The organism is Lysinibacter sp. HNR (genome assembly GCF_029760935.1).
Lineage (GTDB): Bacteria > Actinomycetota > Actinomycetes > Actinomycetales > Microbacteriaceae > HNR.
Genome location: NZ_CP121684.1, coordinates 1,819,952 through 1,833,640, shown reverse-complemented (window position 1 = coordinate 1,833,640; position 13,689 = coordinate 1,819,952). Strand labels below are relative to the sequence as shown.

Annotated in this window: 12 protein-coding genes; all 12 read left to right on the top strand. The window is 55.5% G+C overall.

What is annotated here, in order from left to right:
• Positions 1-8 precede the first annotated feature (8 nt).
• Positions 9-1,085: a UDP-N-acetylglucosamine--N-acetylmuramyl-(pentapeptide) pyrophosphoryl-undecaprenol N-acetylglucosamine transferase gene (locus FrondiHNR_RS08255; RefSeq protein WP_279352307.1), complete on the top strand. Its 1,077-nt coding sequence runs from the start codon at positions 9-11 to the stop codon at positions 1,083-1,085.
• Positions 1,086-1,282: 197 nt separating this feature from the next.
• A complete protein-coding gene (gene murC, locus FrondiHNR_RS08250) occupies positions 1,283-2,683 on the top strand; it encodes a UDP-N-acetylmuramate--L-alanine ligase (protein ID WP_279352306.1) in 1,401 nt (466 codons plus the stop codon).
• A gap of 13 nt (positions 2,684-2,696) precedes the next feature.
• Positions 2,697-3,839 (top strand): FtsQ-type POTRA domain-containing protein, encoded by a 1,143-nt coding sequence (locus FrondiHNR_RS08245; protein WP_279352305.1) that lies wholly within the window; start codon positions 2,697-2,699, stop codon positions 3,837-3,839.
• Positions 3,840-4,107: 268 nt separating this feature from the next.
• Entirely contained in the window at positions 4,108-5,256 is a 1,149-nt protein-coding gene (gene ftsZ, locus FrondiHNR_RS08240) for a cell division protein FtsZ (RefSeq protein ID WP_279352304.1), read from the top strand.
• A 3-nt stretch (positions 5,257-5,259) separates the two neighbouring features.
• Complete coding sequence (locus FrondiHNR_RS08235) at positions 5,260-5,943, top strand: YggS family pyridoxal phosphate-dependent enzyme (protein ID WP_279352303.1); 684 nt, start codon at positions 5,260-5,262, stop codon at positions 5,941-5,943.
• Positions 5,944-5,977: 34 nt separating this feature from the next.
• A complete protein-coding gene (gene sepF / locus FrondiHNR_RS08230; protein ID WP_279352302.1) occupies positions 5,978-6,463 on the top strand; it encodes a cell division protein SepF in 486 nt (161 codons plus the stop codon).
• 17 nt (positions 6,464-6,480) lie between these two features.
• Complete coding sequence (locus FrondiHNR_RS08225; protein WP_347567097.1) at positions 6,481-6,795, top strand: YggT family protein; 315 nt, start codon at positions 6,481-6,483, stop codon at positions 6,793-6,795.
• A gap of 114 nt (positions 6,796-6,909) precedes the next feature.
• The gene (locus FrondiHNR_RS08220) at positions 6,910-7,578 is read left to right on the top strand and encodes a DivIVA domain-containing protein (protein WP_279352300.1); all 669 of its coding nucleotides are present in this window, start codon (positions 6,910-6,912) and stop codon (positions 7,576-7,578) included.
• A 99-nt stretch (positions 7,579-7,677) separates the two neighbouring features.
• Complete coding sequence (gene lspA / locus FrondiHNR_RS08215) at positions 7,678-8,226, top strand: signal peptidase II (RefSeq protein WP_279352299.1); 549 nt, start codon at positions 7,678-7,680, stop codon at positions 8,224-8,226.
• Entirely contained in the window at positions 8,216-9,136 is a 921-nt protein-coding gene (locus tag FrondiHNR_RS08210) for an RluA family pseudouridine synthase (protein ID WP_279352298.1), read from the top strand. The genes lspA and FrondiHNR_RS08210 overlap by 11 nt, the downstream gene beginning before the upstream one ends.
• 66 nt (positions 9,137-9,202) lie before the next feature.
• Positions 9,203-12,715 (top strand): DNA polymerase III subunit alpha, encoded by a 3,513-nt coding sequence (gene dnaE, locus FrondiHNR_RS08205; protein WP_279352297.1) that lies wholly within the window; start codon positions 9,203-9,205, stop codon positions 12,713-12,715.
• A gap of 167 nt (positions 12,716-12,882) precedes the next feature.
• On the top strand, positions 12,883-13,563 hold the full coding sequence (locus tag FrondiHNR_RS08200) for an AraC family transcriptional regulator (protein WP_279352296.1): 681 nt from the start codon (positions 12,883-12,885) through the stop codon (positions 13,561-13,563).
• Positions 13,564-13,689: the final 126 nt, after the last annotated feature.

The following is a 13,689-nucleotide window of genomic DNA, read 5'->3' as shown; positions in this document are numbered from 1 at the left end:
AGGACATTATGACCACATACCTGCTCGCAGGCGGCGGGACCGCTGGCCACGTGAACCCTCTCCTAGCCGTCGCGGACGAAATTCGGGAAACCGAGCCCCGTGCTCAGATAGTGATTTTGGGAACCACAGAGGGTCTTGAATCCCGGCTGGTTCCCGCTCGCGGATACGACTTGCTCACCATTCCCAGGGTGCCCTTTCCCCGCAGACCAAACAGGGCAGCTCTCACCTTTGTGCCCAAATATTTGAGTGCGGTAAGGCAGGTCGCGGGGATCATCAACCGTCATTCTGTAGATGTGGTTGTGGGTTTTGGAGGGTATGTGTCCGCGCCGGTGTACCGTGCGGCGCAGAAGACCTCAACACCGTTTGTTATTCACGAGGCCAACGCAAAGCCTGGACTGGCAAACGTCGTTGGTGCTCGCCGCACTAAGTTTGTTGGCGTAGCCTTTGAGGGAACTCCCCTTCCTCACTCGCGTTTTGTGGGGATGCCCCTGCGTAAAGAAATTGCTGCGCTTCGGACAGAAACGGCGGGGTCCGAAGCCCACGCCCACTTCGGCCTTGACCCCAGCAGAAAAACCCTCTTGGTGACCGGGGGCTCCCAGGGGGCGCGGCAGATAAATAATGGGATTGCGGGAGCCGCTCAAAAAATTGTGGATCATGGCTTTCAGATCCTGCATGTCTGGGGAGAGCGGACTGAGATTGCGGATCCTGGAATTGATCACTACTCAATCATTGCCTATTCCGATCGAATGGACCTAGCCCTGTCGGTGGCGGACGCTGCTGTCTCGCGCGCAGGATCCGCCACCGTGAGCGAGCTGACCGGGCTCGGGATTCCCACCGTATACGTTCCCTACCCGGTGGGAAACGGTGAACAACGATATAACGTGGCGGGTCTTGTTGCGGTTGGTGGGGCCATGCTGGTGGACGACGCCAATTTCACACCCGAGTGGGTTGAGAACAATCTGGTTCCCCTCCTCGGTGATGTGAGTAAGCTTAATAGCATGGCTGAACGCGCAGCTCAGCACGGGGTTCTTGATGGAACTCAGCGGACACTGGCCCTGATACACGAGGCAATTGGCCTTTCCTAGCCGTGTCGTGTGAGTGGTGCGGAACACTTCGGTGGTGCGGGGGGATCGCACCGTGATCTCTAAGTTTGCGCTTTTCTCACGCTTCACCCCTGCCTGATCATCACCGATTTTTGTTGACTCGGTGGGGTAACAACAACTTTTCAGGCTTAAACGTTACGCTTGAGTGCGCACTTAGGTGCCCGTTAGAAAGGCCACACATGATCTACCCCGACCTCAGCCTTGAGCTACCCGTACAGGTGGGTATAGTGCATTTTATCGGCGTGGGGGGATCTGGGATGAGCGGGATCGCACACCTCTTTGTCAACGCCGGGTATGTCGTGACGGGTTCAGACGCAACCGAAAACGCTAATACCATCGCGCTGCGTGAGCGGGGTGTGCGCGTCGATATTGGACACGACGCCCGGAACCTGGGGAACGCAGACACCGTGGTGGTGACGGGCGCTCTGTGGCCGGACAATCCGGAGTACGTGCGCGCCCAGAAAAAAGGTCTTCCGGTGCTTCATCGCTCCCAGGCGCTGTCCTGGCTGATCGGTGATCAGCGCCTAGTCGCTGTTGCCGGGGCACACGGCAAGACAACCTCGACCGGAATGATTGCTACCGGCCTACTGGGATTGGACCAGGATCCGAGCTTTGTGAACGGTGGGGTTATTGAGGCCCTCGGAGTGAGTTCGGCAGACGGACAAGATCCCCTTTTCGTGGTTGAGGCTGATGAGTCCGACGGTTCTTTCCTGATTTACAACACCGCGATAGCTCTGATCACCAATGTGGATCCGGAGCACCTGGACTACTACGGTTCGCGTGAAAAGTTTATGGAGGCTTTTGTTACCTTTGTGCGTAATGCTTCCGAACTCGTGGTCATTTCTGCCGATGATGCCGGTGCTCAAGAGGTTTTGGGACAGCTGGATGATCAGCAGAAGGTTCTCACCTTTGGAGAATCGGAATCCGCTGATGTTCGTGTGCACTCGATCGTTACCCAGGGACCGGTTTCCTTTAGCATTCGTTACAGGGGCGAAGATTTCTCTGCACAGCTGAGCGTTCCGGGTCATCACAACGCGATTAACGCTGCCGGTGCGGCTGCTGTTCTGATCGGATTGGGTAACGACCCACAGGCCTCTCTTGCTGCGGTAGCCGAGTTTGGTGGGACTAAGCGTCGCTTTGAGCTGCACGCAGAGATCGGTGGGGTGCGAGTATACGATGATTACGCTCACCACCCAACCGAGGTGGAAGCCCTTCTCACCTCTGCCCGTACGGTGGTCGGTGGTGGGCGGGTCATTGCGGTTCATCAACCGCACCTCTATAGCCGTACACGGCTTTTCTCTCGCGAGTTTGCCGAGGTGCTTGAATCTCATGCTGATCACACGGTGGTTCTTGCGGTCTGCGGTGCCCGCGAGGATCCGGAGCCCGGCGTGACGGGAGAATTGGTCTCGGAAAAATTTAAGGATCCTACAAAGGTTGCCTATATTGACGAGTGGCAGGCTGCCGCCGATTACGTGGCCCAAATTTCACAGCCTGGCGACTACGTCATCACCATGGGGTGTGGGGACGTCTACCGCATTATTCCCCAGCTTCGTGAGTCTCTTGAGGGACGCCGGCCGTGATTCGGGTGTTTGGATGAAACGCCCCAGCGGTTTTAGCTCGGGGGAGGGTAACCCGCCATCGCAGCAGTCCGAGACACAGGTTCAGCCCGATAAAGAGTCGGTTTCTCCTCGAATAAGAATTACCCGAAAGACGCAGGCTCCTCAAAGATCTGCATCGAAGACGGTCAATGATAAGTATCCAGCTGCGAATGGGTCGCCAGCGCTGGAACAGGACTGGGATTTTACTTCTCCCACTATTGACCTGGGCGAGGTGCGCACGCGACAACGGCAGAAAACCGTAGAAAGCGGGGAGGCCTCGGGGATTCTTCCCAATGCGGCGAAGAAGTCTTCCGCAAAGCGCGTAGATTCTTCTCGGAAGCGTGACCCGTGGTCTCCCCGCGGTATCGCACAATCGACCGCGCAGGCCGTTCGCAGGGCGGTTGCGGAGCGTCGTCGGGCTGAGCGCCGTGAGGTGAAACGTTTTACGGTAGAGTCTCGTCGGAGACGGCGTACCCTCACGGTTGTTGCAGGGGCTTTAGCCGCTCTGGTTCTTTTTGTCCTGGTGGGGGTCTTCAGCCCCCTCATGGGGCTCCGCACCATTGAGGTGGTGGGTGCTGAGCGGCTGGATGCGGCGGCTGTTGTGGAGGCCCTAGACGGACATCAGGGGGTTCCGCTCTCCCTGATCGACCGGGGGAGGGTGCAGTCAGATCTTGAGCAATTCTCAATAATTCAGAGTTACTCGCTGGAGTTGAGGCCGCCACACACGATGGTGGTTCGAATTATTGAGCGTAATCCGGTCATGTCGGTTCACACCGAAACGGGCTTTTCTCTGATTGACTCCGCTGGAGTGACGGTTGAAACAGCGGCTGAGCGTCCCGCGGGATTTCCCCTGGTGGTGAATGTCCCAGTTGATGCCGATTCGAGAGTTTTCCAAGCCACCACCGAGGCGGTTCGCACTTTGCCGCCCGATGTGATGGCGCTCATTGATACCGTTACCGCAGGTACCGAAAATGAGGTTTCGTTTCAGCTACGAGATTCCGGGATTACCGTTGTGTGGGGGAGTTCTAAAGAGTCCCCTCGTAAGGGTGCGGTTTTGAGGGGCGCGCTTGCGGGCTTAGCTGATCGGAACGTGACCAGTATTAACGTGGCTTCACCAGAGAATATAGTTTTTTCCTAGAGATCCCGACCGTTGGTGCAACCGCCCAGTTTAAATTTTCTGCTACTTGACAGGCTGGTTTTGTGGTTATCTCCGTGCCGGTCGAGCGTATGAGATTTTTGATTGTTCCGGAGAGATACTTGTGGGGGATATTTAGAGGTAATTTTCGACACGCGGGAAGCCCAGCGGTACCGGGAGTGGCTCAGCCCATAGCCTTGTGTCCAGGAATTGTATACTGAGAATAACTTTAATTCTCTAGTTGAGGTTTAAGGTTTAGCGGAGGTCCGACGTGTCAAATAATCAAAATTACCTCGCGGTCATCAAAGTTGTCGGTGTTGGCGGTGGTGGTGTCAACGCGGTCAATCGTATGATCGAACTCGGTCTCCGGGGTGTGGAATTTATCGCGGTTAACACGGATGCGCAGGCGCTTCTGTTGAGCGATGCTGACGTAAAACTTGATATCGGGCGTGTTCTTACTCGTGGGCTCGGCGCTGGAGCGGATCCTGAGGTGGGTCGTCGTGCGGCCGAGGACCATGCGGAAGAGATTGAGGAGGCTCTTGCGGGAGCCGACATGGTTTTTGTCACCGCGGGTGAGGGCGGTGGTACCGGCACCGGTGCGGCCCCGATTGTGGCACGTATTGCAAAATCTGTGGGAGCGCTCACGATTGGTGTTGTGACGCGTCCGTTTAATTTTGAGGGCAAGCGTCGAGCGGCCCAGGCTGACTCTGGGATTCATACCCTTCGTGAAGAGGTTGATACCCTGATTGTTGTTCCTAACGATCGCCTATTGGAGATCAGTGATCCCGGGATTAGCATGCTTGAGGCATTCTCGCTCGCCGACCAGGTTCTCCTTGCTGGCGTTCAGGGAATTACCGACCTTATTACGACCCCTGGGCTTATCAACCTTGATTTTGCCGACGTGAAGTCCGTCATGGAGGGAGCCGGTTCTGCCCTCATGGGTATCGGCTCGGCGCGAGGCGCGGATCGCGCTATTAAAGCCGCCGAGTTGGCTGTTGCCTCGCCTCTTCTTGAGGCAAGTATCGAGGGTGCGCACGGCGTACTGCTGAGTATTCAGGGTGGCTCTAACCTGAGCCTTCATGAAATCAACGATGCGTCCTCGCTGGTTCAAGACGTTGTTCACCCCGAGGCAAACATTATTTTTGGGACCGTCATCAACGATGCGCTGGGGGATGAGGTGCGAGTCACGGTCATTGCCGCGGGATTTGACTCCCACGAGCCTGCCTCAAAGAATATGCACATAGAAGCGAGTAAGCGCCAAACATTCACCCCTCCTGCGGAAGAAAAAGTTTTGGGCGATGAGGCCTCAAACGCCACGGAGTTTGGTGAGGCTATAGTGTCTCCTCCTGTTGAGGCCGTCCTTGCGGACGAATCGTTTGCGGATGACGATGATCTTGATGTTCCCGAGTTCCTCAGGTAGATCGTGTCTGGTTTTGATCCCATACTGAGCGAACGTCTGGAGAGCGTGCGGAGAGGCGTAGCAGATGCTGCCGCGGAGGCTGGCCGGCCGGTATCAGAGATCACGACAGTTGTGGTCACTAAGTTTCATCCGGAAAGCCTGATTCGCGAGCTCTATCGACTAGGTGTACGTGACTTTGGCGAAAACCGTCATCAGGAGGCTCGGGAAAAGGCGTCTAAGCTTACCGACCTGGACCTTACCCTGCATTTTATTGGACAAATCCAGGGTAAAAAATTTCGTCAGATTGCCGAATATGCGGATGTTGTGCACTCACTTGATCGGGTTCGACTGGTGGATGCTCTTGGTGAGCAGGATCATCCCCTTGCTTGCTTTGTGCAGGTGAACCTCACAGAAGAGGAGGACCGCGGTGGGGTTGCGCCAGATCAACTCTTACCTTTGGTGGAGCGTGTTCTTGCGAACCCAGCTTATGATCTGAGGGGTGTGATGGCTGTGGCGCCACTTGAAGAGGAGCCGCGTCGAGCCTTTGCGCGATTGCGGGGGTATTCCGATGCTGTTCAACAACTCGCCCCGAGAGCAACCGCAATCTCTGCGGGTATGACACACGACTACGTGGAAGCTATCGCGGAGGGTGCGACACACCTCCGAATTGGCACAGCAATCACGGGAAAACGACCGGAAACAGTCTAGTCTCAAAGTAGACAATTGCTATGGAGGTAGTACAATGAGCAACCCGCTGAAAAAAACCATGGTTTACCTCGGGCTCGCTGATGAAGAGCTTGAGAACGAAGAAACCATGCAGGGGACCCAGGCTAAGCAGCAGCCTCAGACAGCTGCGGCCACACCTGCGGCAGAAGGCGTCCGCGCCCCTGTTACCCCCCTGCGTCGCGCGGCAACGCGCGCTCCCTCGCCCTCAACCCTGAACGAGATTCTTACCGTGCACCCTAAACAGTACCGGGATGCGCAAATTATTGCAGAGAACTTTCGGGACGGAGTGCCCGTCATTATCAACCTCTCGCAAATGGATGATGCTGAGGCAAAGCGCCTGATTGACTTTGCTAGTGGACTCTCACAGGGGCTCTACGGAAAAATCGAGCGCGTCACAAACAAGGTGTTTTTGCTCTCTCCTTCCCACATCGCTCTGAGCGGTGAGCAGGATGCGGTTAACGACTCCGGGGATGCTGAAGCCTCCTTCTTTGTGAACTCTTAGGACGGCTTTTAACTACCTTGGTAAGCAATTTGGCACTGATTATTGGGTTTAGCCTGCAACTAATCATTAGGATTTATATAGCTATTTTGTGGGCACGACTCATCCTTGACTGGGTTCGTGTACTCAACCCGAGATGGTATCCGAAAGGGTTCCTGGTGGTTCTTGTGGAGTTAGTCTTCACGCTCACTGACCCGCCCATTAAATTTATTCGAAAACTGTTGCCTCCACTGCGTTTAGGGCCCGTTGCACTTGATTTTGGCTGGCTCATAACGATGATTGTGTGCTGGATATTACTGGCGATTATCCCCGGTATTATCGCGATTTTTCTCTGAATCATGTGTTTTAATTGATTTTTGAGCGCGTAGTGTTACATATTTACGCCTTGCGTTTGGTAGCGTTGTCTTGACGCCGCGAGTGTGGCGAGACTTAAGCGAAAGAGACCAGTAATGGCTTTGACACCTGAAGATATCGTAAACAAGCGGTTTACGATTACAAAGTTTCGTGATGGATATGACCTGGATCAGGTTGACGACTTTCTCGATGAGGTTGGTCGTGAACTTCGACGACTCCAGGACGAGGCTTCCGCCCTGAAACAGGAGAACGAGGAACTTCGTGATCGTGTTCAAGGTTTCGAAGCAGGCCAGTTTGCTGAGCCTCGCTCCGCTGTTGCCGCACCATCTGAGCCTGCCCAGGACGAGGACAGCGAAGAAACAGTCATCACTACCCCTCCGGCTCAGGAGCCCGTTGTAGTTCCTGCTCCTGCCGTTACCGTAGTTGAGGCGGAGTCCACCAACGAGGCTTCCAAGAGCAGCGGAATGCTACAGCTTGCTCTTGAACTGCACGATAAGCATGTGCGTGATGGTGAAGAGAAGCGCGACGCGCTTATCCGTGAGGGTGAGAGCACCGCTCGCGAGCTTGTCTCTGACGCACAGAAGCAGCGCGCAGACGAGCTTGCACGTCTTAACACCGAGCGTGCTCAATTGCAGACCAAGATTAAAGACCTGCGTGAGTTTGAGGGTGAGTACCGTTCCACGCTTCGCAGCTACATTCAGGGTCAGCTGCGTGGGCTCGACGGCTCTCCGGAGCCCGAGGGTGCCCCCTCCGGACTCGAATAAAATCGGGTGCGTCACTCCTCTGACCCGTCTGACCTGTCCCCTTCTGAAGTGCAGGAGGGGACAACTCCGGATAAACCCTCGGCTTCGGGTAGCCGCCGGTTGAGTGTTTTCCTTGTGCTTGCCGGCTTGGCGATCGGTGTGTACGGGATTGACCAGCTGACAAAGGTGTGGGTTGTGGACAACCTTGAATACGGTGTCGCAATCCCCGTCATCGGCGATTTCTTGCAATTTTACTTTGTACGAAACCCCGGGGCCGCGTTTTCTTTGGCGAGTGGGAGTACCTGGATTTTCTCGATACTCGCAGCCGCTGTTGTCGTTTTTATCATCTGGTATTCCGCGAAGCTTCGCTCCCTGGGGTGGGCAATATTTTTAGGGTTGCTCCTGGGTGGTGTGCTGGGCAATCTCAACGATCGTCTTTTTCGCGAACCGGGATTCGGGCGCGGTCACGTTGTCGATTTTATTTCGACCCCCTGGATGCTCCCGGCGATTTACAATGTGGCAGATATCGCTATCGTCTCCGCGATGGGCGTCTTTGTGATTCTTACCTTCCGTGGGATAAAGATTGATGGAACCCGTGAGCCCCGATCTTCACGTAAGAACCAGAGCAAAAACGTGCCTACGAAAGGTACCGCGGTTGGTGGAGAGTAGGAGTCTCTTTGTCCCGGAAGGACTGGGAGGAGAACGCATTGACACTGCGTTGGCTAAACTTTTGGGTTTCTCTCGAAGCTTTGCGGTATCGGTTCTTGCGGAGGGAGGCGTGCTGGTTGACGGCAAGGTGGCGAGTAAATCGGATCGTTTGCATCCCGGTTCCTACCTGGACGTGACATGGAATCCCAAAGAGGGCCCGCGTGTGATTCCCACCGAGGTGGAGGATTTCACAATCGTTCACGACGACGATGATCTGGTGGTGGTTGATAAGCCAGTGGGGATTGCGGCCCATCCCGCTGTCGGCTGGGAAGGTCCTACCGTGCTTGGTGCACTCGCGGCTGCGGGATACACCATAGCAACATCGGGAGCGCAGGAACGAGCGGGAATCGTTCAGCGCCTCGATGTGGGTACGAGCGGTTTGATGGTGGTGGCTAAGAGCGAAAAAGCATACAGCCTCCTAAAGCGAGCGTTTCGTGATCGTACGGTTGACAAGGTATATCACGCGATTGTGCAGGGGCATCCCGACCCGTTTGCCGGGACGATTGACGCCCCTATCGGGAGACATCCCGGCTCTGAATGGAAGTTTGCGGTGACGAGTGAGGGACGTCACTCGGTTACCCACTACGAGACGCTCGAGGCTTTCCCCTACGCAACACTTCTAGAGATTCATCTTGAAACGGGGCGCACCCACCAGATTCGGGTACACATGGCCGCTCAACGCCACCCCTGTGTCGGTGACAGCATGTATGGGGCCGATCCCACGCTCTCTCAGAAACTGGGGCTTGAGCGGCAGTGGTTACACGCCACGGAGCTATCTTTCACGCATCCCGGCACAAACGAGTGGGTCACCTACAAGAGTGGATACCCTGCTGACCTGCAGCACGCCTATGAGGTTCTTCAGAATCTTTAAAGACTGATACTACTGTCACCGGAGCGGGGTAGAATTAAGGCCTGCCCGGCGACTTTGGGAGATGGTGTGTCACAGACTGATTCTTTTGTTCACTTGCACGTTCACAGCGAGTACTCAATGCTCGACGGTGCTGCGCGGGTTAAACCGCTGATCGAAGAGGCCGTTCGGCAGGGAATGCCCGCCATCGCCGTTACCGACCACGGCAACATGTTTGGTGCGTTTGATTTTTGGAACACCGCAACAAACGCGGGAATCAAGCCGATTATTGGTACGGAGGCCTACCTCACGCCGGGAACCCACCGCGGTGATCGCACCCGGGTTAAATGGGGAAGCGGCGGGGGAGACGATGTTTCGGGAGCAGGTGCCTATACCCACATGACCCTGCTCTCTGCCTCTCAGACGGGAATGCACAATCTTTTTCGGCTGTCGAGCCGTGCCTCCATTGAGGGATACTACTTTAAACCCCGAATGGATCGTGAGCTGCTCAATCAGTACTCCGAGGGCCTTATCGCCACGACGGGCTGTCCCAGCGGTGAGGTGCAGACCCGCCTTCGCCTGGGTCAATATGAGCAGGCCCGGGCTGCAGCCGCCGAGTTTCGTGACATCTTTGGTAAAGAAAATTTCTTTTGCGAGATTATGGATCACGGCATCGATATTGAGAGACGTGTGATGTCGGATCTCATTAAGCTGGCCAAAGACCTGGGACTGCCCTTGGTCGCCACAAACGATCTGCACTACACCCATGCGGCGGACGCCGAATCGCACGCGGCCCTGCTCTGTGTGCAATCCGGATCGCGACTCGACGACCCCAACCGATTTAAATTTGACGCTAACGAGTTTTATCTTAAGACCCCGGCCGAGATGCGTCAGGTTTTTCGAGACTATCCCGAGGCCTGCGACAACACCCTGCTGATCGCTGAGCGCTGTGAAACGGCCTTCGATACCCGCGCAAACTATATGCCTCGTTTTCCCTGCCCTCCCGGTGAAAACGAGGAGAGCTGGTTTATCAAGGAGGTCGAGACCGGCCTACACGAGCGCTACCCGGGTGGTATTCCTGATAACGTTCGCAAACAGGCCGACTACGAGGTGGAGGTTATCCTCCAGATGGGTTTCCCCGGATACTTTCTTGTGGTTGCCGACTTCATCAACTGGTCTAAAAAGAACGGTATTCGAGTGGGTCCCGGTCGGGGTTCGGGTGCCGGATCAATGGCGGCGTACGCCATGAAAATTACCGACCTTGATCCCCTGCAGCACGGTCTCATTTTTGAGCGTTTTCTTAACCCGGATCGCGTGTCGATGCCAGACTTTGACGTAGATTTCGACGAGCGTCGTCGCGGTGAGGTCATTAAATATGTCACCGAAAAATACGGTGACGAGCGTGTGGCGCAGATCGTCACGTACGGAACTATTAAGGCCAAGCAGGCTATTAAAGATTCCTCCCGGGTGCTCGGTTTTCCCTATGGCATGGGTGAAAAGCTCACCAAGGCCATGCCGCCTGCCGTGATGGGTAAAGACATCCCACTCGAGGGAATCATGGATACGGCACATCCTCGTTACAAAGAGGCTGCCGATTTTCGGGCGATTCTTGAGGTAGACTCCGACGCGCAAACGGTTTTTCAAACCGCCCGCGGTATCGAAAATCTCAAGCGGCAGTGGGGTGTTCACGCGGCCGGTGTAATCATGTCGAGCGACCCGCTGATCGATATCATCCCCATCATGAGGCGCGAGCAAGACGGCCAGATCGTTACCCAGTTTGACTATCCGGCCTGTGAAACCCTTGGGCTCATTAAGATGGATTTTCTGGGCCTGCGCAACCTCACAATCCTGGATGATGCCCTCGATAATATCCGGGCCAACCGCAACGAGAACATCATTCTCGAAGATCTTGATCTGGACGATCAGGCAACGTATGAGTTGATTGCACGCGGAGACACCCTCGGGGTGTTTCAGCTTGATGGTGGCCCAATGCGTGGCCTGCTGCGGCTCATGAAGCCCGATAACTTTGAAGATATCTCGGCCGTTCTTGCTCTCTACCGGCCCGGTCCCATGGGTGCAAACTCTCACACCAATTATGCTCTGCGTAAGAATGCTGCCCAGGAGATCATTCCTATTCATCCGGAGCTCGAAGAACCTCTCAGCGAGGTGCTGGGCGGAACGTTTGGTTTGATCGTTTACCAGGAACAGGTGATGTCAATCGCCCAAAAACTGGCTGGCTTTACACTGGCCCAGGCCGATCTTTTGCGTCGGGCCATGGGCAAGAAGAAAAAGTCAGAGCTGGACAAACAGTTTGAGACCTTCTCACAGGGTATGCGGGATAACGGGTACTCAGACGCCGCTGTTCAAACCCTCTGGGATATTCTGCTCCCATTTTCCGACTACGCTTTTAATAAGGCTCACTCGGCGGCCTATGGCGTCTTGAGTTACTGGACGGCCTACCTAAAAGCCAATTTTCCGGCGGAGTTTATGGCCGCGCTACTCACGAGTGTGGGCGACTCTAAAGATAAATTGGGTATGTACCTTAATGAGTGCCGCCACATGGGAATCCAGGTGCTGGCGCCCGACGTGAACGAGTCTCTTGTACACTTCTCCGCGGTGGGTACCGACATCCGCTTTGGCCTGGGAGCCATCCGTAACGTTGGTGCGCAGGTGGTCGAAAATATTCGTGAGGCGCGCGAAGAAAAAGGGCGTTTCACCTCGTTTCATGACTTCCTCAATAAGGTTCCGCTTACCGTACTCAACAAGCGCACCGTAGAATCCCTCATTAAAGCGGGAGCGTTTGACTCGATATCTCCGGTTCGTCGCGCGCTTGTCGAGATTCACGAAGATGCCGTCGATGCCGCGTCCAAGGCCAAGCGCGAAGAGGCAAACGGAAATTTTGGGTTCGATTTTGATAGTCTCTTTGACGATCCCGCGCAGGCGGAGGACCAGGTACCCGAGCGTCCCGAGTGGGGCAAAAAAGACAAGCTTGCGTTCGAGCGGGAGATGCTTGGGCTCTACGTTTCCGATCATCCGCTCGCGGGTCTCGAGATTGCCCTAGCAAAACACGCCAGCACCACCGTTAACGACATTAACAATCCGGATGCCAACCTTGATGGTGAAATTGTGACGATCGCCGGTCTCATCACGAGCGTTCAGCACAGGGTTGCAAAGTCGGGCAACCAATACGGAATGATCACGGTGGAGGACTTTACCGGGGAGATACAGGTGCTTCTGATGGGCAAGTCCTATCTGGAGTTTGGCCCGATGCTGCAGAGCGACTCGATCGCCTCGGTTCGTGGAAAGGTGAATGCCCGCGACGACGGCATGTCGATGCACGCCTATGGTGTGTCCCTTCCCGAGGTAGAGCAGTCTGAGGTGGGGGCACCCATATCGATAACCCTGCAAGATAAGCGTGCCACCCCCAAGACGATGAGGGAGCTTAAAGAGTTGCTGGAGCGTCATTCTGGACAAAACGAAGTACGGCTCAGGCTGCTCACCTCCACCTCCGTTCGTATCTTTGAGCTTCCCTACCCGGTCTCGGTCAACTCAAGTTTCTTCGGAGACATAAAGGGGCTTTTGGGTCCCCGCTGCCTGCAGTGAGCACACCTCTTGCTGCAAACACGACGGCCCTGATGTGGAGGTTGTCACGGAAGCGGGGCGACGGTGAATAAGTTGTTGGGAGCGTGCTGGAGCATGTACGGAGTGGTGCGATCAGTACGGTGCGGCGTGCGTAATGTTGTAAGGGTGAGCATCGGCGGGAAAAGGCGATGACCTATCGAGAGAGCCGGGCTTCTTTCCTCGGAGCTATCGTGTGGGCCTCACGATCATCCGTGCGGGAAACAATTGTGCCTGATGGATGCATTGATGTGCTGTGGCACCGCAATATGCTCAGCCTGGCTGGTCCCACCACGCGCCCGTTTGTGTCGCGGTCAACCGGGGGAGAAAGCCTGGTGGGAGTTCGTCTGGCACCCGGAATTGCTCCCGCGCTGCTGGGACTTGACGCCCACGAGATTGTGGATATGCGTGTTGATCTCGCGGACGTGCTGCCTCACTATCTCACGATTTTTCCGTTAGCCAAGATTACCCCTGATTCGGTGGAGTCGTCGCTGCCCCAAGCTTTAGCACTACAGGCAGAGCGTGTGAGTTCTCGGCGGCTTGCAAGGGCTGCTCAGCTTCGCTCTGCTGCTCGGTCAGGCATTACCGTGGCAGATGCCGCCCGTATAATGTACGTGTCAGAACGACAACTGCACCGGGAATGCCTGATGTATTTTGGTTATGGGATGCAGACCCTTAAACGAATATTGCGTTTCCAGAATGCGTATCAACAGATTCGACGAGGGAGAGCCCTCGCCGAGGTCGCTATGAGCAGTGGGTACTCCGATCAGGCCCACCTATCACGAGAGGTGGGTAGACTCAGCGGGGTATCGCCCCGTGCGCTTCGATCGTAGACGCTCATCTGGGCCTCTTATCGAGGTCTGGGTCGTCTTTGTACTCGATGCGGATCTGCGCGGAGCCTGCTGAGCTTTTCACCGGGGCATACCGGATGACGGGTCTACGTGGGACTATCGAGCAGC

Bases quoted from the DNA above. Each gene is read 5' to 3' on its own strand.
- FrondiHNR_RS08255 (WP_279352307.1), top strand. From the start codon at position 9: ATGACCACATACCTGCTCGCAGGCGGCGGGACCGCTGGCCACGTGAAC.
- murC (WP_279352306.1), top strand. From the start codon at position 1,283: ATGATCTACCCCGACCTCAGCCTTGAGCTACCCGTACAGGTGGGTATA.
- FrondiHNR_RS08245 (WP_279352305.1), top strand. From the start codon at position 2,697: ATGAAACGCCCCAGCGGTTTTAGCTCGGGGGAGGGTAACCCGCCATCG.
- sepF (WP_279352302.1), top strand. From the start codon at position 5,978: ATGAGCAACCCGCTGAAAAAAACCATGGTTTACCTCGGGCTCGCTGAT.
- FrondiHNR_RS08220 (WP_279352300.1), top strand. From the start codon at position 6,910: ATGGCTTTGACACCTGAAGATATCGTAAACAAGCGGTTTACGATTACA.
- FrondiHNR_RS08200 (WP_279352296.1), top strand. From the start codon at position 12,883: ATGACCTATCGAGAGAGCCGGGCTTCTTTCCTCGGAGCTATCGTGTGG.